17 protein-coding genes are annotated in these 23,174 nt (G+C 72.3%); 8 read left to right on the top strand and 9 right to left on the bottom strand.

Translation table 11 applies throughout. The annotated features are described in order from the left end of the window. Nucleotides 1–126: 126 nt before the first annotated feature. The 6 genes from AB0761_RS30015 to AB0761_RS29990 form a co-directional block, all read right to left on the bottom strand. Nucleotides 127–1,149 (bottom strand): LacI family DNA-binding transcriptional regulator, encoded by a 1,023-nt coding sequence (locus AB0761_RS30015; protein WP_377272276.1) that lies wholly within the window; start codon nucleotides 1,147–1,149, stop codon nucleotides 127–129. A gap of 250 nt (nucleotides 1,150–1,399) precedes the next feature. Continuing rightward, nucleotides 1,400–2,434 (bottom strand): ABC transporter ATP-binding protein, encoded by a 1,035-nt coding sequence (locus tag AB0761_RS30010; RefSeq protein WP_377272275.1) that lies wholly within the window; start codon nucleotides 2,432–2,434, stop codon nucleotides 1,400–1,402. After that, nucleotides 2,431–3,471: an ABC transporter ATP-binding protein gene (locus tag AB0761_RS30005; protein ID WP_377274393.1), complete on the bottom strand. Its 1,041-nt coding sequence runs from the start codon at nucleotides 3,469–3,471 to the stop codon at nucleotides 2,431–2,433. Before AB0761_RS30005 ends, AB0761_RS30010 begins: the two co-directional genes overlap by 4 nt. 59 nt (nucleotides 3,472–3,530) lie before the next feature. Beyond that, nucleotides 3,531–4,517, bottom strand: a complete 987-nt coding sequence (locus tag AB0761_RS30000; RefSeq protein WP_377272274.1) for an ABC transporter permease — start codon at nucleotides 4,515–4,517, stop codon at nucleotides 3,531–3,533. Continuing rightward, nucleotides 4,514–5,497, bottom strand: a complete 984-nt coding sequence (locus AB0761_RS29995) for an ABC transporter permease (protein ID WP_377272273.1) — start codon at nucleotides 5,495–5,497, stop codon at nucleotides 4,514–4,516. The genes AB0761_RS30000 and AB0761_RS29995 overlap by 4 nt, the downstream gene beginning before the upstream one ends. Before the next feature lie 78 nt (nucleotides 5,498–5,575). Then, complete coding sequence (locus tag AB0761_RS29990) at nucleotides 5,576–7,264, bottom strand: ABC transporter substrate-binding protein (protein ID WP_377272272.1); 1,689 nt, start codon at nucleotides 7,262–7,264, stop codon at nucleotides 5,576–5,578. Nucleotides 7,265–7,727: 463 nt separating this feature from the next. Here AB0761_RS29990 and AB0761_RS29985 point away from each other — a divergent pair, with 463 nt between their 5' ends. From AB0761_RS29985 to AB0761_RS29975, 3 genes are all read left to right on the top strand, one after another. Beyond that, on the top strand, nucleotides 7,728–8,807 hold the full coding sequence (locus AB0761_RS29985; RefSeq protein WP_377272271.1) for a LacI family DNA-binding transcriptional regulator: 1,080 nt from the start codon (nucleotides 7,728–7,730) through the stop codon (nucleotides 8,805–8,807). 362 nt (nucleotides 8,808–9,169) lie between these two features. After that, nucleotides 9,170–11,098, top strand: a complete 1,929-nt coding sequence (locus AB0761_RS29980) for a cellulase family glycosylhydrolase (protein WP_377272270.1) — start codon at nucleotides 9,170–9,172, stop codon at nucleotides 11,096–11,098. A gap of 90 nt (nucleotides 11,099–11,188) precedes the next feature. Continuing rightward, nucleotides 11,189–12,169: an acetylxylan esterase gene (locus tag AB0761_RS29975; RefSeq protein ID WP_377272269.1), complete on the top strand. Its 981-nt coding sequence runs from the start codon at nucleotides 11,189–11,191 to the stop codon at nucleotides 12,167–12,169. A 106-nt stretch (nucleotides 12,170–12,275) separates the two neighbouring features. Here AB0761_RS29975 and AB0761_RS29970 read toward each other — a convergent pair whose 3' ends face one another. Beyond that, nucleotides 12,276–13,079 carry an exodeoxyribonuclease III gene (locus AB0761_RS29970; RefSeq protein WP_377272267.1) on the bottom strand — a complete coding sequence of 268 codons (804 nt, stop codon included), beginning with the start codon at nucleotides 13,077–13,079 and terminating at the stop codon, nucleotides 12,276–12,278. A gap of 122 nt (nucleotides 13,080–13,201) precedes the next feature. Continuing rightward, a complete protein-coding gene (gene ggt / locus AB0761_RS29965) occupies nucleotides 13,202–15,016 on the bottom strand; it encodes a gamma-glutamyltransferase (RefSeq protein ID WP_377272266.1) in 1,815 nt (604 codons plus the stop codon). A gap of 164 nt (nucleotides 15,017–15,180) precedes the next feature. Here ggt and AB0761_RS29960 point away from each other — a divergent pair, with 164 nt between their 5' ends. The 5 genes from AB0761_RS29960 (at nucleotide 15,181) to AB0761_RS29940 (ending at nucleotide 22,028) form a co-directional block, all read left to right on the top strand. After that, nucleotides 15,181–15,660, top strand: coding sequence for a MarR family winged helix-turn-helix transcriptional regulator (locus AB0761_RS29960; protein ID WP_377272265.1), 480 nt, complete (start codon nucleotides 15,181–15,183; stop codon nucleotides 15,658–15,660). Beyond that, the gene (locus tag AB0761_RS29955; RefSeq protein WP_377272264.1) at nucleotides 15,660–18,116 is read left to right on the top strand and encodes an MFS transporter; all 2,457 of its coding nucleotides are present in this window, start codon (nucleotides 15,660–15,662) and stop codon (nucleotides 18,114–18,116) included. The genes AB0761_RS29960 and AB0761_RS29955 overlap by 1 nt, the downstream gene beginning before the upstream one ends. A gap of 156 nt (nucleotides 18,117–18,272) precedes the next feature. Further along, nucleotides 18,273–19,136 carry a YceI family protein gene (locus tag AB0761_RS29950; protein WP_377272263.1) on the top strand — a complete coding sequence of 288 codons (864 nt, stop codon included), beginning with the start codon at nucleotides 18,273–18,275 and terminating at the stop codon, nucleotides 19,134–19,136. Between the two features lie 162 nt (nucleotides 19,137–19,298). Further along, a complete protein-coding gene (locus AB0761_RS29945; protein ID WP_377272262.1) occupies nucleotides 19,299–20,927 on the top strand; it encodes a CocE/NonD family hydrolase in 1,629 nt (542 codons plus the stop codon). A 144-nt stretch (nucleotides 20,928–21,071) separates the two neighbouring features. Next, complete coding sequence (locus tag AB0761_RS29940) at nucleotides 21,072–22,028, top strand: threonine/serine dehydratase (RefSeq protein WP_377272261.1); 957 nt, start codon at nucleotides 21,072–21,074, stop codon at nucleotides 22,026–22,028. A 148-nt stretch (nucleotides 22,029–22,176) separates the two neighbouring features. Here AB0761_RS29940 and AB0761_RS29935 read toward each other — a convergent pair whose 3' ends face one another. Further along, nucleotides 22,177–23,127 (bottom strand): NAD(P)-dependent oxidoreductase, encoded by a 951-nt coding sequence (locus AB0761_RS29935; protein ID WP_377272260.1) that lies wholly within the window; start codon nucleotides 23,125–23,127, stop codon nucleotides 22,177–22,179. Nucleotides 23,128–23,174: the final 47 nt, after the last annotated feature.

The following is a 23,174-nucleotide window of genomic DNA, read 5'->3' as shown; positions in this document are numbered from 1 at the left end:
TAATGGTCAAATGTCCGGAACGCGAGTCCTGGCGGTTGGCCCGTTCAGACGGCCGCGCCACCGGGCCGGGCGGCCCCGGACCCTCGCCGGTCTCAGACCCTCGCCGGACCCAGACCCTCGCCGGTCTCAGACCCTCGCCGGACTCAGCGCCGCCGTGCTGCCGCGCTGCACCAGTACCGGTCCCTCGACCTGGAGATGGCCGACCTCAAGACCTTTGGCCAGGTCGCACAGCCGGCGGGCCGCCTGCGCACCGTACTCGGCGATGTCACGGCGCAGCGCGGTCAGTCCGGGCCGGATCACCTCGCACAGCGGGGAGTCGTCCCAGGCCAGCATGGAGACATCGGCGGGCACCCCGATACCGCGCTGCTGGGCCGCGCTGAGGCCGGAGACCGCCATCAGGTCGTTGTCGAAGACGACGGCGGTGGGGCGGTCGGGGCGGTCCAGCAGCTCCAGGGCGGCGGCGGCGCCCCGGTCGCCGGTGTAGTCGCCCTCGACGGTGACGGCGCGCAGTCCCAGCTCCGCGGTGACAGCGTCGAAGGCGGCCGAGCGCTGCCGGGTGTGCAGCAGTTCGGCGGGGCCGCTCACCCGGGCGATGCTGCGGTGCCCCAGCCCCGCGAGGTGGTCCACCACCAGCCGGACACCGTCCAGCTCGTCGTTCCACACGGCGGGCAGGCTCCCCGAGGCGACCGGAGAGCCGATCACCACGGCGGGCAGCTGGAGCTCCTCCAGCGCCCCGATCCTCGGGTCCCCGATATGGACGTCGACCAGGAAGACCCCGTCGACCCGGCGGCTGGCCCACCACTCCCGGTAGACGGCGACCTGGGCCTGGACGTCCTCGGCGAGGGTGAACAGCAGGGCGACGCCCCGCCGGGAGAGCTCGGCCTGGATGCCCGAGATGAGCTGCATGAAGAAGGGTTCGACCCCCAGCGAGGGCGCGGGCCGGTCGATGACCAGGCCGAACGCCCCGGCGCGGCCGTCGGAGAGGGCTCGGGCGGCGCTGTTGGGCTGCCATCCCAGCTCTTCCGCGATCGCCAGGATGCGGCGTCGCGTCGCCTCGGACACCCCGGGCTTGCCGTTGAGCGCAAAGGAGACCGCGCCCTTGGTCACCCCGGCCCGCCGGGCGATGTCCGCCATGGTCGGACGCTTCATCCGCACTCCTTCCGCCCGACCGACGCCCTCGCCCGCTGGCGGCCGTGCCGGTCTCCCTCATTGTCGCAACAATCAGGCACTCCCCTCCAGCCCCTGCACGGGCCGCATGGACCGGGGCGCCGACGGCCCGGGGACACCGCCGCCCCCGGCCGGCGGAGCAGGCGGGGGGCGGCGGGCAGAGCGGCGGCGGAGCAGGCGGGGGGCGGGACGACGAGCGGTGAAGGCGAACGGGGACGGGGGACGCCGGCGGTCAGGGAGCCGACTTCTGCTGCGGGACGGTGACCGCCGAGGCCCTCTCCGCACCCTCCGCGTACAGCCAGCACAGGGCGCGATGGCCGGTGCCGCCGTCGGCCGCGGGGCTGATCTGCGCCTCCGGGGGCCGCTGGACGCAGCTGTCCATGGCGAACGGGCAGCGGGGCCGGAACCGGCACCCGTCGCCGACCACGATCTCGCGGCGCTCCGCGTCACGCTGCGCGCGGGCGGCCAGCCGCACCTGCCGGGCCTCGCGGACCTGCTCCCGGGTCGCCCCGGTGCTGGGGGCGGCCGCGGCGAGCAGCTGGGTGTAGGGGTGCTTCGGGGAGAGGATCACCTCGTCGCTCGGGCCGCGCTCCACCACCTCGCCGCGGTACATCACCATGATCTCGGAGGAGAAGTGCCTGGCGGTCGCCAGGTCGTGGGTGACATAGAGCAGGGCGAGATCGCGCTCCCGCTTGAGGCGGTCCAGCAGGTTGAGGATCTCCAGCCGGATGGAGACGTCCAGCATGGAGACCGGCTCGTCGGCGAGCAGCACATCGGGCTGCGGGGCGAGCGCGCGGGCGATGGCGACCCGCTGCCGCTGGCCGCCGGAGAGCTCATGGGGGCGCTTGCGGGCGACATCGGCCGCCGGGGTCAGGTTGACCTGCCCGAGCAGCTCGGTGACGGCCTGGTCGGCCGGGGCACCCCGGCGGGCCCGGCCGGTGGCCAGCAGCGGGCGGCGCAGATGGTGGTCGATGGTGTGGGAGGGGTTGAGGGAGGCGAAGGGGTCCTGGAAGACCATCTGTACGGCCCGCCGGTACTCCCGGCCCCGGACGTCGTCCCGGCCGCCCAGCAGGATCCGGCCCTCGGCGGGCCTGACCAGCCGGGAGAGCGCCTTGAGCACGCTGGACTTGCCGCTGCCGCTCTCCCCCACCAGGGCCAGGGTCCGGCCGGCCTCCAGGGAGAAGGAGAGGTTGTGCACGGCGCGGAAGGGACGGCCGTGGGCCTGGGCGTAGTCCACGCTGAGGTTCTGGACTTCGAGAGCGGTCACGACTGCCGTCCTTCGGTCGTGGGTGCACCGGCCGCGGGGCGGTGGTCGGGGTCGTTGAGGTGGCAGGCGGCCGTCCAGCGCCCGGCCGGGCGGCCCGGCTCCCGGCGGTCCAGTTCCAGCAGCCGGGGGGCGATGCTGCGGCATACGTCGAAGGCCTGCTCGCAGCGGTCGGCGAAGGCGCAGCCCGGCGGCTCGGTCCGCAGGTCGGGCGGGGAGCCGGGGATGCCGCGCAGTTCCCGGCGGACGCCGGTGAGGTCGGGGAAGGAGCGCAGCAGGCCCTGGGTGTAGGGGTGGGCGGCCTGGGTGGCGAGCTCCTCGGCCGGTGCGTACTCGATGATCTCCCCGGCGTACATCACCGCCAGCCGGTCGCTGATCTCCAGCAGCAGGCCCAGGTCGTGGGTGATGAAGATGACGCTGAAGCCCAGCTCCTCGCGGAGCCGCTCGACCTCGTCGAGGATCTCCCGCTGCACCACCACGTCGAGCGCGGTGGTGGGCTCGTCCATGATGACGACCTCGGGTTCCAGGGCGAGGGCCATGGCGATGACCACGCGCTGCCGCATACCGCCGGAGAGTTCGTGCGGGTAGCCGTTGATGCGCTCGGCGTCGATGCCGACCATCTCCAGCAGGTCGCGGGTGCGCCTGACCCGCTCCTCCTTCTCCATCTCCGGGCGGTGGGCGCGGAAGATGTCGCCGAACTGCCTGCCGATGGTGGTGACCGGGTTGAGGGCGTTCATGGCGCTCTGGAAGACCATGGAGAGCCGGGTCCAGCGGAAGGACCGCAGGCCCTCCTCGTCCAGCGACAGCAGGTCGATCTCCTCGCCCTCCCGGGTGCGGAAGGTGAGGCTGCCGCCGGTCATCCGGGCGGGGGGCTTGAGCATCCGGGTCACGGCGTAGGCGAGGGTGGACTTGCCGCAGCCGCTCTCGCCGGCGATGCCCAGCACCTCGCCGCGGCGCAGTTCGAAGCTGACGCCGCGCACCGCCCGGGTGGGGCGCTCGCCGTCGTACTCGACACGGATGTCCCGGGCCCGCAGCACCACGTCCCGGGCGGGGTCGGCGGCGGGCTCGGCGGGGCCGGTCAGGCCGGTGGCGGGGGCGTTCACCGGGCCGCCTCCTCTCCCTGGGTGGGCTGCTGCTTGCTGCGCTTCTGCTTGCCGGGGCGGTACACCCGGAGCCTGGGGTCGAGCACCTCGTCCAGGCCGAAGCTGATCAGCGACATGGCGGCGCCGAAGACGGCGATGCACAGGCCCGGCGGGACGAACCACCACCAGGTGCCGCTGGAGAGCGCCTCCGCGTTCTGGGCGAAGTACAGCATGTTGCCCCAGGTCAGGTCGGCGGGGTTCTGCAGGCCCAGGAAGGCGAGTCCGGCCTGGGTGAGGATGGCGAAGATGACCGCGAAGATGAACTGGGAGACGATGATCGCCGCCTCGTTGGGCAGGATCTCCACCAGCACGATCCGCCAGCGCTTCTCCCCGTAGAGGCGGGCGGCCAGCACATAGTCGCGGGTGCGCAGCGAGAGGGTCTGGGCGCGCAGCACCCGGGCGGAGGCGGCCCAGCTGGTGATGGCGATCACCAGGATGGTCGCGGTGAGGCTGCCGCCCTTGGAGTACGAGGAGATGACGATCACCAGCGGCAGACCGGGGATCACCAGGAAGACATTGCTGAGCAGCGAGAGCGTCTCGTCGGACCAGCCGCCGAGGAAGCCGCCGCCGATGCCGATGACCACCGAGATGACGGTGGCCAGCAGGGCCGCGCCGGCACCGATGGTCAGCGACAGCCGGGTGGAGACCATCAGCTGGTCGAAGACGTCCTGCCCGGTCTGGGTGGTGCCCAGCCAGTGGGAGCCGGACGGGGGCTGGGACAGGTCCAGGCTGAAGCCGTTGGGGTCGTCGGCGAAGAGCGGGCCGACGACGGCCAGCAGCACGAACAGCCCGATCAGCGCCAGGCCGACGGAGAGCCTGCGGGAGCGGCGGACGGCGCGCCAGGCGGCGGTGGCCCTGGCGGACAGCCCGCCGGACGGCCCGCCGGAGGGGCTGGGCGGCAGCGCGGCCGGACCGGCCGCGGAGGTGATGTCAGCGGTGGTCATCGGGCCAGCCTCGTTCGCGGATCGATGAAGCCGTACAGGACGTCCACCAGGAAGTTGGCGGAGAGCACGGCGAAGGTGATGACGAGGAAGATCGCCTGCATCAGCGGGTAGTCGTTGTTGCTCACGGCCTGGAGCAGCTGGAAGCCGATGCCCTGGTAGGAGAAGACCATCTCCATCACCAGGGAGCCGCTGATGACGAAGCCCAGTGAGATGGCGAATCCGGCGACCGAGGGCAGCACCGCGTTGCGGGCCGCATAGCCGAGCATGACCGTGCGCGACCGCAGGCCCTTGGCCTCGGCGGCCGAGACGTAGTCCTCGGAGAGGGTGGAGACCATCATGTTGCGCATACCGAGCATCCAGCCGCCCACCGAGCTGAGCACGATGGTGATGGCCGGCAGGATGGCGTGCCGTACGGCGGAGCTGACGAACTCTCCGCTCCAGCCGATCGTCAGGCCGGGGTCATAGCTGAACTGGTCCGGGAAGACCGTCCACACCTGGGTGAACAGATAGATCAGCAGCAGCGCCACCCAGAAGTAGGGGACGGCGGCCAGGAAGGTGGTGGAGGGCACCAGGGAGTCCAGCCAGGTGCCGCGCTTCCAGCCCGCCAGGGTGCCGAGGCTGATGCCGATCAGCACGCTGATCACGGTGGCCATGCCGACCAGGACGAGGGTCCAGAGCACCGAGGACCGCAGGATGGTGGTGACCGGGGTCGGGAAGTAGGTGACCGAGAGCCCGAACTTCAGCTGGACGATGGAGACCAGGTAGTCCCAGTACTGGCCGAGGATATTGCCGTGGCCGAGGCCCAGCATCCGGCGCAGTACCTCCTCCTCGCCCGGTGGCACCGGCCCGAGTTGCGACTGCCGCGACATGATCAGCTGCACCGGGTCGCCCGGGATCAGCCGGGGCAGTGCGAAGTTGAGGGTGACCGCGATCCACGCGGCGACCACGTAGAACCCTAGTTTTCTCAGTATGTACCGCATGCCATGGCGCTCCTTGCCCTGGGTCGGCGGCCGGACGCCGCCGGGCGGGTGCTGTCCCGGCCGGCGGCGCCATGGCTGCTACTTCGCGTTGTTTCCGGCCGCGGGTTCGATGCGGGCCGCCACCCAGCCGCTGTCCGGCGCGAGCCAGATCGCCGTGCCGGCGTAGGGGTTCTTCTCCGTCGGGTAGCCCGAGACGTTGTTGGCGTTGAACTCCGCCTCGTTCTGCGCGTTGAAGAGCGGGATCAGCGGCATGTCCTGGATGAACGCCTGCTCGATCTTGTAGAACTCCGGCTTCTGCTTGTCCAGGTCGGGGGTGGTGGCGATGGCGTCCAGCGCCGCGTCGACCTGGGGGTTGCTGTAGCCGCCGTAGTTGCCGACCGTGCTGTTCTTGCCGTCCTTGGGGGCGATCCGGCTGTCGAGCAGCTGGTCGTAGTAGGCGTACGGCACCGGCGTGTAGCCGTAGTTGCTGAGCAGCATGTCGAACTTGCCGGACGACTGGTTGGCCGCCCACTGCGCATAGGCCTCGGCCCGCACGTCCAGGTTGATGCCGGCCTTCGCCAGCTGCTGCTTGGCCATCTGGGCGATGCTGATGTAGTCGGTCCAGCCGGAGACCGTCTCCAGGGTGATGCTGAGCTTCTTGCCGTCCTTGGCGTAGATGCCGTCGCCGCCCTTGGCGTAGCCGGACGCCTTGAGGTAGCTGTCGACCTTGCCGGTACCGGTCTCGAAGGCGGTGCTCGCCAGCGACGGGTCCATCACGGCCTGGTAGTTGGGCGTCAGCAGGGCCATCGGGTTGGTCGGTCCCGCCTGGCCGTTGTAGACCGTCTTGGACATGAAGTCGCGGTCCAGGGCGGCGCTGACGGCCTTGCGGACATTGACGTCGGCGGTGGGGCCCTTGCGGATGTTGGGGACGAAGAAGGTGACCGCGAGCGGCACATTGACCAGGTCGAACTTGGGGTTCTTCGCCAGGTAGTTCTTCTCGATGTCCGGGATGAAGCCGCCGGCCCAGTCGGTCTTGCCGGCGGTGATGGCCGCGTTGGCGCCGTTGTTGCCCGAGAAGGACAGGTAACGGAGCGTCTTGACCTTGGGCAGGCCCTTGAAGTAGTAGTCCGTCCGGGCCGACAGGTCCATGGACATGCCCGCGACCTGCTTGACCTTCCAGGCGCCGGTGCCCACCGGGTTCTTGTTGAGCACCGTCTTCTTCTGCGCGTCGGGGATGGACGACCAGACGTGCTCGGGGATCTGGTCGATCTTGCCCAGGATGAAGTACTCCTTGGTGTACGCCGACTGGGAGAACTTCAGGGTGACGCCGTCGTCGCCGCTGGTGGTGACGGAGGTCAGCGGCAGCGCATAGCTGTTGAAGTCCGTCTTCTGCTGCAGCTGGAAGGTGAAGGCGACATCCTTGTTGGTGAAGGGCTTGCCGTCGTTCCAGGTGGCATCGGTGCGGATCTTGATGTTCAGGGTCTTGCCGTCGTCCGCCCACGCGTAGGACTTGCCGAGCCAGGGCTGGACGTCGCCCGCCTTGGACTGGTTGTAGAGGAACAGCGGCTCGTAGATCATGCCGTGGGTGGCCTGCAGACAGTTCGGCGAGAACGGGTTGAAGTTCTCGGTGAAGTTGCCGGTGGAGCCGGTGGAGACGGTGAGCACACCGGTGGCGGCCGGACTGTCCTTGGTACCGCCGCCGCTGCTGCAGGCGGCGGTGGAGATGGCCAGGGCCAGCACGGCGCCGGCGGCGAGGAAACGCCGGCCGGCCGGTCTCTTGACGTTCATCGGTTCCCCTTGATCGTGGGCGGGTGTGGGGCGGGCCATCGGGGAGCAGCCGCGGTCGGCACCGGGTAAAGGTGCTTGACAACGTTGTCCGGGGCCGACGGGGCCGAAAGGTCGAGCAGGGGCGGTACTGGACGCACGCGCACGGGGTGGCGCGCAGTCGGCTCGACGGGGTCCGCACACCATCGAGCCGGTGCAGTCGACGGCCGCACCCCGGCCGTCCATCGAACGTCCGGAGGGACACGACACCGCAGCGCGGACCAGACGAGCGGCTGCGGTGTGTCGTGGCCGAAAAATTAGAGCGATCGTAACGTCGTGTCAATGCCCGGAGAACAATTCCTCGCCACGCGCTCCGGCCGCCGTTACACTCCCGACCGATCGCACCGCTGAACCGGTTTTGTCATCAGCCGGAAATCCCAGGTCGCAGCGCGCCCGGCCGTACCGGCCACCCCTCGAGGAGCCCCATGTGAAGCGTCCGACGATGGCGGACATCGCCCGCCGTGCAGGTGTCACCAAAGCCGCCGTCTCCTTCGCGCTGAACGGCAGACCCGGCGTCTCCGAGCACACCAGACGCAGGATCCTCGCCATCGCCGACGAGCTCGGCTGGCAGCCCAACAGCGCCGCCAGGGCGCTCTCGGACGGCCGCGCCGGGGTCTTCGGGCTGGTCATCGACCGGCCCGCCCGCACCCTGGGGCTCGAACCCTTCTTCATGCAGCTGATCTCCGGCATCCAGGCCGAGCTGTCCGCCGACGGCACTCCGCTGCTGTTCACCGTGGCCGAGGACCAGCGGGCCGAGCTGGACACCTACCGCACATGGTGGGCGCAGCGCCGGGTGGACGGGGTCTTCCTGGTGGACATGCAGACGGAGGACGCCCGGGTGGCGGTGCTGGAGGAGCTCGGCATGCCCACCGTGGTGATCGGCGCCCCCATCGGCACCGGGCGGCTGCCCGCCGTGTGGAGCGACGACTCGGTGGGGGTGCGCACCGTCCTGGAGCATCTGGCCGGTCTGGGTCATCTGCGGATCGCCCGGGTCTGCGGCCCCGCGCATCTGCGGCACACCGCCATCCGCTCGGACGCCGTCGCAAGGCTGGCCCCCGCGCTCGGCATGGAGTGCACCACGGTGGCGACCGACTACAGCGCCGAGCAGGGTGCTGCGGCCGCGCGCACCCTGCTGACCAGGGCGGATCCACCGACCGCGCTGCTCTTCGACAGCGATCTGACCGCCGTCTCCGGGGTGACCGCGGCCCAGTCGCTCGGCCTGCGGGTGCCCGCCGACGTCTCCGTCGTCGCCTGGGGCGACTCGGCGCTCTGCGAGCTGGTGCACCCGCCGGTGACCGCGCTGAGCAGGGACGTCGCCGCGCACGGCGGCCACGCCGCCCGGCTGCTGCGCGCCGCGGCCGCCGGCTGCCAGGTGGCGCATCTGCAGGACGAGGACGCGCGGCTGGTGCTGCGCGGCTCCACCGGCCCGGCCCGGCGGCTGCCCGGCCCCCGGGCCGGCACCGGGGCCGGCGCCGGGGCCGCAGAGGCCCCCGCGACACGCGACTGACCAGTCGCCGCAGTCGTTGCGGTTTCGTGATGTAAACCGGTTTATATCCGCGCCTTGAATTATGTCCCGAGGGTTGACACTAAACCGGTCCAGTGCTTCCATCGAGCTGCTGTCCGCGGGGCCGCCCGTCCGCAACGGGCCCGTACGGAATGCCGATGCCCGCTGCTGCCCTCCGGTGGCCCACGGGGCGCACCGTGCCGCGTCGCCGACCACCTGCGCCCCGGCCCGGGAGCCTCCTCCCACCGCACGCCCGAATCCGGCGTACCGGCCACCGCCCTCCCCACCCGGCACCACCCCGGCCGCACGCCAGGCACCGCGGCCTGCCGCCTTCCCGCCCGTACCCGTCCGAAGGGGACCCGCCCATGCTGCGCAACTCCGCCCGGCTGACCGCCACCGGAACACCGGTCACCTGGCTCGGCGCCAACTACTGGTCCCGCACCGGTGGCCCGCTGATGTGGCGCTCCTACGACCCCCAGGTCATCGAGGAGGAGCTGCTGGCGCTGCGCGACCACGGCATGAACGTCACCCGGTCCTTCTACTACTGGCCGGACTTCATGCCCACGCCGTACAGCGTCGACGAGGAGAAGTGCGCCCACTTCGCCGACTTCCTCGACCGCCACCAGGCGCTCGGTATGACGACCATCCCCACCTTCATCGTCGGCCACATGTCCGGGGAGAACTGGGACCCCGCCTGGCGGAACGGCCGCGACCTGTACACGGACGTCTGGATGGTGGCCCGCCAGGCCTGGTTCGCCGGCGAGATGGTCCGCCGGTTCAAGGACCACCCCGCGGTCTCCGGCTGGCTGGTCTCCAATGAGATGCCGATCTACGGCGACGCCACCCGCGACCGGGACTCCGTCTCCTCCTGGGCCCAGATCGTCGTGGACGCCGTGCGCGCCGCGGGCGGCACCCAGCCGGTCTCGCTCGGCGACGGTGCCTGGGGCCTGGAGAACACCGGCCATGAGAACGGCTTCTCGGTGAAGCACTCCGCCGAGATCTGCGACTTCCTCGGCCCGCACGTCTACCGCATGGAGGACGACCCCGTCCGGCAGCACCACGCCGCGGCCTGGGTCTGCGAGCTGTCCGGCACCTTCGGCAAGCCGGTGGTGCTGGAGGAGTTCGGCGTCACCTCCGACTTTGTGAACGGCGCGGGCGCCGCCCACTACTACCGCCAGGTGCTGCACAACACCCTGCTGGCCGGCGCCACCGGCTGGATCGCCTGGAACAACACCGACTACGACGACCTGATCCACCAGCCGCCGTATCTGCACCACGCCTTCGAACTGCACTTCGGCCTGACCGACCGGCACGGCAGGGCCAAGCCGCAGCTGGTGGAGTTCAAGGACTTCACCGAGGTGCTGAAGCAGGTCGACTTCGACCGCACCAGCCGCGCCGACAGCGACACCGCCCTGGTGGTCTCCTCCTACCTGGACACCCACTACCCCTTCACCCGGGAGGAGGACCGCAGCCATGTCTACACCGCCGCCCGCCAGGCCTGGGTGGCCGGCCGCCTCGCGGACCTCGCCCCGGCCGTGACCCGGGAGAGCGACGGCCTCGCCGAGGACGCCCGCCTCTATCTGGTGCCCTCCACCAAGCAGTTGCTCTCCCCCACCTGGTACCGGCTGGAGGAGCTCGCCCGCGGCGGCGCCACGGTCTATGTCTCGTACTGCCCCGGGGCCCACGACGAGCAGCGCGGCCCGTGGTACGCCCACCTGGACGAGCTCTTCGGGGTGCGCCACCAGCTGGAGTACGGCCTGGTCAACCCGATCGAGGACGACGAGGTGGCCTTCACCTTCACCCGTGCGTTCGGTAATCTCCCCGAGGGTGCCCGGCTGTCCTTCCGGGCTGCCGGCACCGTCAGCAGCCGGGTCTTCCTGCCGGTCGTCCCGGACGGCGCGGAGGTCCTGGCCGTCGACGGCCACGGCCGTCCGGCGCTGCTGCTGCGTCAGGTCGGTGAGGGCAGCGTGGTGTTCTCCACCTACCCGCTGGAGCACATGGCGGCGGTGACCCCCCGGGTCAACCCGGAGGACACCAGCACCCTGTACGACGCCCTCGGCGCCCACGCAGGGGTGCGCCGGCCGGTGACGGTCGCCGACCCGCGGGTGGGCACCGACCGGCTGGTCCACGAGGACGGCCGCACCTTTGTGTGGCTGGTCAGCCAGGCCAAGGAGGAGATCACCGTCAAGCCCGCGGTCGCCGAGGGCACCCTGCACGAACTCGACGGCACCGCCGTCGAGTCGGTGACTCTTCCCGGCTACGGGGTGCGCGTACTGGAGCTGCGCGCAGCCTGAGCCCTGACCGGCCCGTCAGTCGGCCGGGCAGCCCGCCCTGCCGGCGGGCTGCCCGGCGCATCCGTTCCCCCACCCCCAGGAGATGCCCCCATGCCTCTCAGCGACCTCCCCCTCGACAAACTGCTCGAGTACCGCCCCGAGGTCCCCGCCCCCGCCGACTTCGACGCCTTCTGGGCGCAGACCCTGGAGCAGGCCCGGACGCACGGCGGCAGCCCGACGGTGTCCCCGGTCGAGGACCATCTGCTGACCGCCTTCGAGGTGCACGATGTGCGCTTCCCCGGCTGGAACGGGGAGCCGGTCGCCGCCTGGCTGATACTTCCGCGCGGTTCCGAGGGACCGCTGCCCACCGTGGTGAAGTACATCGGCTACAGCGGCGGCCGGGGCCGACCCACCGACCATCTGCTGCTGCCCGCCGCGGGCTACGCCCACCTGGTCGTGGACAGCCGCGGTCAGGGCCACGCCACCCCGGACCGGGACGAGGGCCGGGGCACCCAGTGGGTCGAGGGCTTTATGACCCGCGGGATCGAGGACCCGCACCACCACTACTACCGCCGGCTGATGACCGACTGTGTGCGGGCCGTGGACGCCGCCCGCGCCCTGCCGCAGGTCGACCCGGAGCGGATCGTGGTCAGCGGCGGCAGCCAGGGCGGCGGGCTCGCCCTGGCGGTGGCCGGCCTGACCGGCGGCCTGGTCGCGGGCGCACTGATCGATGTGCCGTTCCTCTGCCACTACCGGCGGGGCACCGACGTCGCCCCCGAGGGGCCCTATGTCGAGATCGCCAAGTACCTGCGCTGGCACAGCCAGGGCAATGTGGAGACCGCCTTTGACACGCTGAACTACTTCGACGGGGTGCACTTCGCCGCCCGGGCGACCGCACCCGCCCTCTTCAGCGTGGGCCTGATGGACCCGATCTGCCCGCCGTCCACCGTCTTTGCCGCCTACCACCGCTACCAGGGCGACCGGGACATCCGCGTCTGGCACTTCGCCGACCACGGCGGAGGCTACGGAGCAACCCCGCGCGAGCAGCTGACCTGGCTCCGCGACCGGGGGCTGGCTCCCAAGGCGCTCTGACGCGCGCCCGGCGGCCGGGCGGCATACGCCCGGCCTCCGGGGGCAGGCGGATCATCCGCAGGCTCTGCCCCGCCAGGGGGCGGGGCAGAGCCTGCGGGACAGCGGCTCAGAGGTCGAGATCGACGACGACCGGGGCGTGGTCGGAGGTGCCCTTGCCCTTGCGCGCCTCGCGGTCGACATAGGAGTCGGAGACGGCGGCGACGAACGGCTGGTTGCCGTAGACCAGGTCGATCCGCATGCCGTTGTTCTTGGGGAAGGCCAGCTGCCGGTAGTCCCAGTAGGTGTACGGGTGGTCGTACTTCAGTGGACGCGGCATCACATCCGCCAGCCCGGCCGAGCGCAGCTCGGCGAGTGCCTGGCGCTCGGCGGGGGTGACATGGGTGGAGCCCTCGAAGAGGGAGGGGTCCCAGACGTCCGCATCGGTGGGGGCGACATTGAAGTCGCCCAGCACGGCGAAGGGCCGCCCGCCCGCCGCGTCCTCCAGCACCGCGGCCCGCAGCGCCGCCAGCCACTCCAGCTTGTAGGTGTAGTGCGGGTGGCCGACCTCGCGGCCATTGGGCACATAGACCGACCAGACCCGGACCGGCCCGCAGGTCGCGGCGATCGCCCGGGGCTCGACCTCGGCGATCATCGCGCCGTCGGCGAGGTAGCCGGGCTGCTCGGGGAGACCGTGGACGACGTCCTCCAGGCCGATCCGGGAGACGACGGCGACGCCGTTCCACCGGCCGGTGCCGTGGGCGGCGGCCTCATAGCCGAGCTCCTTGACGGCGTCGTACGGGAAGGCGTCGGTGGCGCACTTGAGCTCCTGGAGGCAGAGCACGTCGGGCTTGGCGCCCTCCAGCCACTCCAGGAACCTGGGCAGCCGCGCGGTGATGGAGTTGATGTTCCAGGTGGCGATGCGGACGGTCACGGCGGGCTGGCCTTCCGGACGGTACGGACGATGGGCCGGGGGCCCGGAGGGCGCCCCGACCCAAAGCTACCGTCCGCCACCGACAGTGAGCCGCTTCCGCCGAGCGGCCCGCTGCCGGCCGGTCACCGGGACGACGGCAGGACCACCGCGGCCGCTCCCCCGCCCCGGCGCACCGGCTCGGCCGCCGCGAGCCAGCGGCCGTCGGGCAGCAGCTCCACCCCGGTCGCCGCGCCGATCTCGCCGGCGTCGGTGAAGGCATGGCCGATCGCCTCGAGCTTGGCGCGCTCCGGCAGCGCCAGGAAGGCCGGCTCCGCACCGGTGGCCGCCGCGTTGCGCTGGCTGGCGCGCGGGGCGGCGATCGCCTGCTCCAGGGTGAGCCCGCGGTCGATCCGTCCGAGGAGCACCTGGAGCACGGTGGTGATGATGGTGGCGCCGCCCGGGGACCCGGCCGCGAAGAAGGGCCTGCCGTCGCGCAGCACGATGGTCGGCGAGATCGAGGAGCGCGGCCGCTTGCCGGGACCGGGCAGGTTGGGGTCGGGCACGCCCGGGGTGGCCGGGGTGAAGGAGAAGTCGGTGAGCTCGTTGTTGAGCAGGAAGCCGCGGCCGGGCACGGTCATGGCGCTGCCGCCGGTCTGCTCGATGGTGAGGGTGTAGGAGACCACGTTGCCCCAGCGGTCGGCGACCGTGAGGTGGGTGGTGTTGGGGCCCTCGTGGGTCTCGGCGACCCCCTTGCCCGCGGTGGCACAGCCGGCGGCCGGGTGGCGGGGGTCGCCGGGGGCCAGCGGGCTGGTGAGCACATGGTCGGGGGTGATCAGGCAGGCGCGGGAGTCGGCGAAGCGGCGGGAGAGCAGTTCCCGGGTGGGCACGTCGCTGAAGCGCGGGTCGCCGACCCAGCGGTTGCGGTCGGCGAAGGCGATCCGGGACGCCTCCAGGAAGCGGTGGTAGTACTGGGTGCTGTCCAGCCGCCCCAGGTCGGTGCCCGAGAGGATGTTGAGGGCCTCGCCGACGGTGGTGCCGCCGGAGGAGGACGGCGCGATGCCGTAGACGTCGAGGCCGCGGTAGGCCACGTGGGTGGGGTCCTGGAGATGGACGCCGTAGTCGCGCAGGTCCTGCCGGGAGAGCTTGCCGGGCCGCACGGTCCGGGTGGCCGCGGGGTCGACCTGGGGGTGCTGGACGGTGCGGGCGATGTCGGCGCCGATGTCCCCGCGGTAGAGGGCGCCGATGCCCTCGCGGCCGAGTTCGCGGTAGGTGGCGGCGAGGTCGGGGTTGCGCAGGGTCGAGCCGACCGCGGGCAGGCCGCCGCCCGGCAGGAAGAGGGCCCGGGTGGCGGGGAAGTCGCGGAAGCGGTCCTGGTTGGCCGCGGTCTGGTCGTGGAAGGTCTGGTCGACGGTGAAGCCCCGGTCGGCGATCCGCTCGGCGGGTTGCAGTACGTCGCCCAGTGATCTGCTGCCCCACAGGTCCAGTGCCCGCTGCCAGGTGGCGGCGGTGCCGGGCGTGCCGACGGAGAGGCCGCTGGTGACGGCGTCGGCGAAGGAGAGCGGTGCGCCGTTCTCCAGGAAGAGGTCCTGGCCGGCGGTGTGCGGTGCGGTCTCGCGTCCGTCGAGCGTCTGCACGGTGCGGGTGCGGGCGTTGTAGTAGACGAAGTAGCCGCCGCCTCCGATACCGGCCGAGTACGGCTCGGTGACTCCCAGCGCGGCGGCGGTGGCCACTGCGGCGTCCACCGCGTTGCCGCCGCGGCGCAGCACCTCGATACCGGCGGCGGTGGCGTCGGCGTCCACACTGGCGACCGCTCCGCCCCGGCCGACGGCCTGGGGGGACTTGGCGGGCGGTGGGTCCGCGGCCGGGTGGGCGGCGGCGCCGGGGGCGGTGGCGAGGGTCGCGATCAGCGCGGCGGCCAGAGTCAGGGAGGGGGTGAGGCGGCGGTTCAGGACACGCATGCGTACCTCCTGGGACGACGTCCCGACCGTTCTTTCACAGGCGTCCCGGGTGCACAACAGCGCCTTGTGGGCGCACGTGACCACGTTCACACGTGAAAAGTCGCCTCAGGCAACCAAGCGAGTTATCGTTGCTTTAGGCAACTAGACGAGGACGGTGGCGGACTGTGATCTCTGAGGACAGCTGCGGCGAACTGCTTCTGCAGCTCAGCGGCATCGACTCGGTGATCAGGTGCGTCAAGCGCGAACTCGGCCCCGGCAGCCCCCGCGGCGGCTTCGCCCTGCTGGCGACCCTGCACCGCTGCGGCGAACTGCGGGTCGGCGACCTGGCCGAGCTCTTCGAGATCGACATGTCGGTGGCCAGCCGCCACCTCGCCGATCTGGAGAGCCGCGGCTGGGCGGAGCGCAGGCCCAACCCCCACGACCGCCGCTCCTGGTACGCCCGGCTGACCCCGGAGGGCGAGCGCGCCGCCCAGGAGCGCTTCGCCCAGGCCCGCACCCTGCTGGGCACGGCGCTGGCCGACTGGCCCGACGAGGACGCCGCAGCGCTGACCGCCCTGCTGGCCCGACTCCGCACGAGCTTCGACACCAGGCGCGTGCGCACCCCGAACCCCTCCCGCAGCACATCGGGAGCGAAAGGACTTTGATGGAAACCGCAGCACCCGCCGGGGTGCGGGAGGCCGTCCCCGGCAAGGACGCAGCGGCCGCACCGATGTCGCACCGGCAGATCATGGAGGCGCTCTCCGGTCTGCTGCTGGGCATGTTCGTCGCCATCCTCTCGTCGACCGTTGTCTCCAACGCCCTGCCGACGATCACCGCAGACCTGGGTGCCAGCCAGACCGCCTACACCTGGATCATCACCTCGACCCTGCTGGCGACCACCGTCTCCACCCCGATCTGGGGCAAGCTGGCCGACCTGACCAGCAAGAAGGTCCTAGTCCAGCTGGGCCTGGTGATCTATGTGGCGGGCTCGGCGGTGGCCGGTCTGTCGCAGAACTCCGGGATGCTGATCGGCGCCCGCGTGGTGCAGGGCATAGGCGCCGGCGGTCTCACCGCCCTGGCCCAGGTGATCATGGCGGCGATGATCTCGCCGCGTGAGCGCGGCCGCTACTCCGGCTACCTGGGAGCGGTCTTCGCCCTGGCCACCATCGGCGGCCCGCTGATCGGCGGCGTGATCGTCGACACCTCGTGGCTGGGCTGGCGCTGGTGCTTCTACGTCGGTGTGCCGTTCGCCGTGATCGCCCTGTTCGTGCTGCAGAAGACCCTGCACCTGCCGACCCACCGGCGGAAGGTCAGGGTCGACTGGGCCGGCGCCACGCTGATCACCGCCTCGGTGTCGCTGCTGCTGGTCTGGGTCTCCTTCGCCGGCACCAAGTACGACTGGCTGTCCTGGCAGACCGGCGCCATGGTGGGCGGCGCCGCGGTACTGGCCCTGATCGTGCTGTGGGTGGAGTCCAGGGCCGCCGAGCCGATCATCCCGCTGCACCTCTTCCGCAACAGCACCATGAGCCTGGCCGTGGTGGCCAGCCTGATGGTCGGTGTGGCCATGTTCGGCGCCACCACCTTCCTCAGCCAGTACTTCCAGCTGGCCCGCGGCGACTCGCCCACCAAGGCGGGCCTGATGACGCTGCCGATGATCGCGGGCCTTGCGCTCGCCTCCACCATCGCCGGCCGGATCATCAGCCGCACCGGCCGCTGGAAGGCGTTCCTGGTCTCCGGTGCCGTTCTGCTCACCGCCGGCTACGGCCTGCTGGGCGGCCTGCGCCACGACACCACCTACGGGTACGCCGCGATCTACATGTTCCTGATCGGCGTCGGCCTGGGCACCACCATGCAGAACCTGGTGCTCGCGGTACAGAACCAGGTCCGTCCCCAGGAGCTCGGCGCGGCCAGCTCGGTGGTCTCCTTCTTCCGCACCCTGGGCGGCGCCGTGGGCGTCTCCGCCCTGGGAGCGGTCCTCGCCCGGCAGGTCTCCGACTACACCACGAGCGGTCTGGCGAAGCTGGGCGTGCACAGCAGCGCCAGCGACGGCGCCATCCCCGACCTCTCCGCGCTGCCCGCCCCGGTGCGCAGCGTGGTGGAGGACGCCTTCGGCCACGGCATCGGCGATGTCTTCCTCTATGCCGCGCCCACCGCGCTGGTCGCCCTGCTGGCCATCCTGTTCATCAAGGAGGTGCCGCTGCGCACCCAGAACACCGAGCAGCTGCGCAGCGGGGCTCCCGCCCAGGCCGAGACCGAGGCGGAGCACGGGCGCCACGCCCAGCGTGAGGAGCAGCCCACGGCGGTCGCCATGGCGGCCGACGGCCTGGTCGGCGGCCAGGAGGCGGACACCGTCGCGCCGAGCGGCGGCCTGATCCGCGGCTCGGTGCGCCGGGCGGACGGCAGCCCGGTGGGCTCGGCGATGCTCACTCTGATCGATGTGGGCGGCCACCAGCTGGCCCGGGCGACGGCCCGGCCGGACGGCGGCTATGCGCTGGCGACCCCCGGCAGCGGCACCTTTGTGCTGATCGCCGCCGCCGGTGACCACGAGCCGCATGCCGCGACGCTGGTGGTCGGCGATCTGCCGGTCGACTTCGACCTGGTGCTCGCCGGGGCGGGCGGCCTGGCCGGGACCGTGATCGGTGCGGAGGGCCTGCCCGTCGGGGACGCCATGGTCGTGGTCGCCGATGTGCGGGGCGAGGTGGTCGCCTCGGGGCGGACCGACTCCGCCGGGGCCTTCGCCTTCGGCGAGGTGACCGCGGGCGCGTACACCCTCGCGGTGAGCGCCGTGGCCCACCGCCCGGCAGCGGTGCCGGTGGAGGTGGCGGGCAGCGGCCAGACCGTCCAGGACGTGGTGCTGCAGCCCGGCGCCCGGGTGGCCGGCACGGTGCGGGTACGGGGCGGCGGTCCGGCCGCGGACGCCCGGGTGACCCTGCTGGACGCCGCCGGGAACGTGGTGGCCGTGCAGACCACCCTCGCCGACGGCCAGTACGCCTTCACCGATCTGACCGGTGGCCGCTACACCGTGCTCGCCGCGGGCTATCCGCCGGTGGCCGACGGGCTGACCCTGGCGGACTCGGGAGCCGACGCCCATGACCTCTGGCTGGGCCACCCCGAGGACTGACGGGTCGAAGTCTCCGGACCGGGGGGCAACCGGTCCGGCCGTCCCGCCCCGTGAGGGCGGGCCGCAGAGGCCGTCCGGCACCGAAGGGCATCCGGTGCCGGGCGGCCCCCCGAACCTCCTGCGCGGGCGAACCGCGCCCGACGAAAGAAGGAGCACATGCAGATCGGCGCCCCCGAGGCAGTCGCTGCCGCCGGCAGCGGGCGGCAGGGCCTGCGCGGCCGGCTGGTGACAAGGGACGGCTGGGCCGTGCCCCATGCGGTGGCCACCGTCACCGACGCCACCGGACGCCAGGTCGCCCGGGCCGAGGCGGACGGCGGCGGCGCCGTCGCCACGGGCCCGCTGGCCCCCGGTGCGTACACCGTGGTGGTCACCGCCGCCGGCTATCTGCCGGCCGCCCGTACCGCGATCGCCACCGGTTCGGGCGCCGCCGAGCTCGGCACCCTGGTGCTGGCGCGGCAGGGCGGCGCGGAGCTCCCGCCGCCGGGCGTCTGGACCGTCGACCCGTCGCACTCCGCGGTCGCGGCGACCGCGCAGCACCTGGGGCTGTCCAGCGTGCACGGGCGGTTCGCGGAGTTCGCCTCCCGGATCGTGATCGCCCCGCGGACCGAGGACTCCTCGGTGGTCGCGGAGATCAAGGCGGCCTCGGTGGACACCGGCAACCCGACGCGCGACGACCATCTGCGCTCCGCCGACTTCCTGGACGCCGAGCAGCACCCGGTGATCGCCTACCGGGGCAGCGGCCTCACCCCGGCCGGGCCGGACCGCTGGACCGTCCACGGGCAGCTGACGCTGGCCGGTGTCACCCGGCAGGTGGATCTGGCCCTGGCCTATCTGGGGACCGGCCCGGATCCGTGGGGCGGGGTGCGGGCGGCCTTCCGGGCCACCGCGGAGCTGCGCCGGGAGGACTTCGCCATGAACTGGAACCAGATCGTGCAGGCCGGTATCGCGGCGATCGGCGCGACCCTGCGGGTGGAGCTGGACATCCAGGCGGTCCAGGGCGAGGCACTGCCGCAGGGTTGAGCCGCGGCCGCCACGGGGATCTACTGTTCAGTAATCCTTTACTGGTCCGTAACCTACCGACCAGTTACTGACAAACAGTCTCATAAGCTAATCTCCAGTCGCCGCATCCGGTCGGACGTGCCGCCCACCCAGCGCACGCGGATCGGCAGACTGGAGCACCGCATGAGCACTCCGCTCGCACGCCGCGCCACAGCCACCGCCCTTGCCGCCGCCATGCTCGCCGCCGGCCCGCTCGCGCTCGCCGCTCCCGCCTCGGCCGCCGCCCCCGCCGCGGCCGCTTCGGCCACCGCCCCCGTCCTGCGGTTCGTGGACATCCCCGGCTCCGGCGGGGTGGTGCTCAAGGGCAACGTCTACGCCCCCGCCGACGGCGCCGCCCACCACCCCCTGGTGGTGATGCCGGCCAGCTGGAGTCTCAACGACCTGGAGTACCTCGCACAGGCCCAGCAGCTGGCCGCAGCAGGCTATGTCGTCGTCAGCTACACCCCCCGCGGGTTCTGGGGCTCCGGCGGACAGATCGAGGTCGCCGGACCGCCGGACGTCGCCGACATCTCCAAGGTGATCGACTGGTCCCTGGCCAACACCGCCGCCGACCCCGGGCGCATCGGCATGGCCGGCATCTCCTACGGCGCCGGGCTCAGCCTGCTGGGCGCCGCCTTCGACCCCCGGGTCCGCACCGTCGCCGCGCTCAGCGGCTGGGCGGACCTGGTCGCCTCGCTGTACAGCGACGAGACCCAGCATCTGCAGTCCGCGGGGCTGCTCACCCTCGCCGGCTATCTCACCGGCCGGCCCAGCGACGAACTCCAGCAGATGCTCATCAGCTTCTTCGGCTCCGACCAGCCCAACGAGGACACCGTCAAGGCCTGGGCGAAGGTCCGCTCCCCCGCCACCTACCTGGACCGGATCAACGCAGGCGGCGCCTCGGTGATGCTGGCCAACGCCTGGGGCGACTCCATCTTCCCGCCCAACCAGCTCACCGACTTCTTCGAGCGGCTGACCGGGCCCAAGCGGCTGGAGCTGCGCCCGGGCGACCACGCCACCGCCGAGGCCACCGGGCTGCTGGGGCTTCCCAACGACGTCTGGACCGACACCCGCCGGTGGCTGGACCACTATCTGATGGGCGCCGACAACGGCATCGACCGTGAACAGCCCGTGCACATCGAACCCCAGCTCCAGGACTCCTACGAGGACTACCCCAGCTGGCAGGCGGTCAGCAGCAGCAGCGTCAGGCTCGGCCTCGGCGCACGCGACTGGCTGGGCACCGGCAGCCTCGGCGCGGGCGCCGGGACGGGATGGCGGACACCGGTCACCACCGGGGCGGACTCCGGCGCCGACGGCGGGGTGATCTTCCTCAGCAATCTGGCCGAGCAGTTCCTCAAGATCCCGCCGCTGGTCTCGGTGCCGCTGCTGCCGCGTGCGGTGAGCGCGGTCTGGCAGTCGGCCTTCTACGGATCGGCGCAGCGGATCCGCGGCAGCGTCCGGGCCCATCTGGGCGTCGTCCCCGGCAGCGGGCAGGGCAGTCTGATCGCCTACCTCTACGACGTGGACGCGCTGGGGATCGGGCGGCTGGTCAGCCAGGCGCCGTACACCTTCCTCGGCCGCACACCCGGCGCCCGCTTCGAAGCCGACATCGCCCTCCAGTCGACCGCCTACGACATACCGGCCGGACACCGGCTGGCACTGGTGGTGGACACCGTCGACCCGCTGTACATCACCCACAACACGGCCGGGAGCACGCTCACCTTCGACTCCCCCGCCGCCGATCCGTCCTGGATCTCGGTCCCGCTGAAGTGATCCCGACCCCCGGGGCGGGACGGCACCGCGGCCGGAGCGCGGCGCCCTCCCGCTCCGGGCCCCCGTTGCCGCCCAGGTGAACGGCCGGTGGACGCCGCGCCGGTCACCCGTGGCACACGGTCCCCAAGGCGTAGGGTCGGCCCCATGCTGACCCGCGCAGATGTCGAAGAAGCAGCGGCCCGTATCGGGGACCGGGTCCGGCGGACGCCGGTCGCGGAGCTGGACCCCGAGGACGCCGGCGCCCCGGTGGGGCCGTCGCTGTTCAAGCTGGAGATGCTGCAGCACTCCGGGTCGTTCAAGGCCCGCGGCGCCTTCAACCGGCTGCTGTCCGCCCGGGAGGCCGGGGCCCTGCCCGACACCGGGGTGATCGCGGCGTCCGGCGGCAACCACGGCCTTGCGGTGGGCTATGCCGCCGCCCGGCTGGCGGTCCCCGCCGAGATCTTTGTACCCACCACCGCCTCCCCGGTGAAACTGGCCGCGCTCAAGGCCACCGGAGCGGTGGTGGGACTGCACGGCGACGAGTACGCAGAGGCCTTCACCGCCGCGGCGCAGCGCGCCGGGTCGACCGGGGCGCTCTTCTGCCACGCCTACGACCAGCCCGAGGTGTGCGCGGGGCAGGGCACGATGGCGCTGGAGCTGCTGGACCAGGCAGGCCCGGGCGGCCTGGACACCGTGCTGGTCGCGGTCGGCGGGGGCGGCATGCTGGCCGGGGTCACCGCCGCGGTGGACGGCCGGGCCCGGGTGGTCGCGGTGGAGCCCGAGGCCATCCCCACCCTCAGCGACGCACTGGCCGCAGGCGGACCGGTGGATGTGCCCGTCTCCGGGATCGCCGCCGACTCGCTGGGAGCCCGGCGTCTGGGGGCCATCGCCTATGACATCGCGGTCCGGCACCAGGTGCTGAGCGTGCTGGTGCCCGACGCGGAGATCGCCGCCGCCCGGCGGGCGCTGTGGGAGCGGCGGCGGCTGGCGGTGGAGCCGGCCGGCGCGGCGGCCCTGGCGGCGCTCCGCTGCGGGGCGTACCGCCCCGAGCCGGGCGAGCGGGTCGGTGTGGTGCTGTGCGGCGCCAACACCGATCCGTCCGACCTCGGCGAGGAGTACTGACGAGTCGTCAGCGCGACCCTGGCGCAGACGTTCCCACCTGCCTGGGCGACGCCGCGCCGCCCACCGCCGAGGCGGCCGCCGGCTCCGCCGCGGAGCGCATCGCCGACATGGCGGCGACGCCGGTGGCCGGCCCGGGACAGGCCCGGCGTCAGTAGCCCTCCGCCCCGTCGATCACATGCCGGAGGGGCTCGCCCGCAAGGCGGCGGCGGAGATTGGCGAAGAAGATCTCGGCGGCGGTGGTGCGGGCCTGCTCCCACTCCCAGGAGACATGGGCGCTGAGCCGCACCGACGGGTGCGACCAGAGCCAGTGGCCGGACGGCAGCGGCTCGGGATGCACGACATCCAGCGAGGCGCGGGCCACGGTGCCGTCATCGAGGGCGGCACGCAGCGCCTCCTGGTCGACGATGGCTCCCCGGGCGATGTTGACCAGGTGGACCCCCGGCTTCATCGCACCGAAGGCCCGGGCGTCCAGCAGGCCGCGGGTGGCCGGGGTGAGCGGGGCGGTCACCACCACATGGTCCGCACCGTCCAGCACCTGCTCCAGGCTGCCGACCACCTCCACCCCGGGCACCGGGCTGGGCCCGCCGGTGCGGCGCAGAGCCCGTACCTCCATGCCGAACGCCAGCGCCCGGACGGCGACGGCCTGCCCGATACCGCCGAGTCCGATCAGCCCGAGGCGCTTGCCGTGCAGACCCCGGAGTCCGTAAGGGCCGCCCCAGGCGCGGCCGTCGCCGGGCTCCCCCCAGCTCTCCGGCAGCTGCTTGGCCTCGGCCAGCATCACGGCCAGCACCCATTCGGAGATGGGCACCGCTCCGGCCCCCGACGAGTTGGTGACCGTCCGTCCGCCGGCGGTCAGCGTCGGCAGGTCGGCGCGGTCCAGCCCGGTGCCGTAGAGGTGGACCCAGCGCACGTCGCGGGAGAGGGCGTCGGCGAGGTTGGCGGCGCCGGCGTTGTAGGTGAACAGCGCCTCGGCGGTGAGGCCGTCGGGCAGCGGGCCCTCGCCAGGGATCTCCACCAGTTCGACCCGTCCGGCGAGGTCCGGGGGCAGTTCCGTGCTGTCGAGCAGGCCGGGATGGAGCAGTACACGCAGAGTCGTCATGATCGGCCCAACGTATCGCGCCCACCACGCGCTTCCACCGCCCGGCT

The sequence above is a fragment of the Peterkaempfera podocarpi genome (assembly GCF_042466665.1).
Lineage (GTDB): Bacteria > Actinomycetota > Actinomycetes > Streptomycetales > Streptomycetaceae > Peterkaempfera > Peterkaempfera podocarpi.
This window is presented reverse-complemented; position numbering and strand designations above follow the sequence as displayed.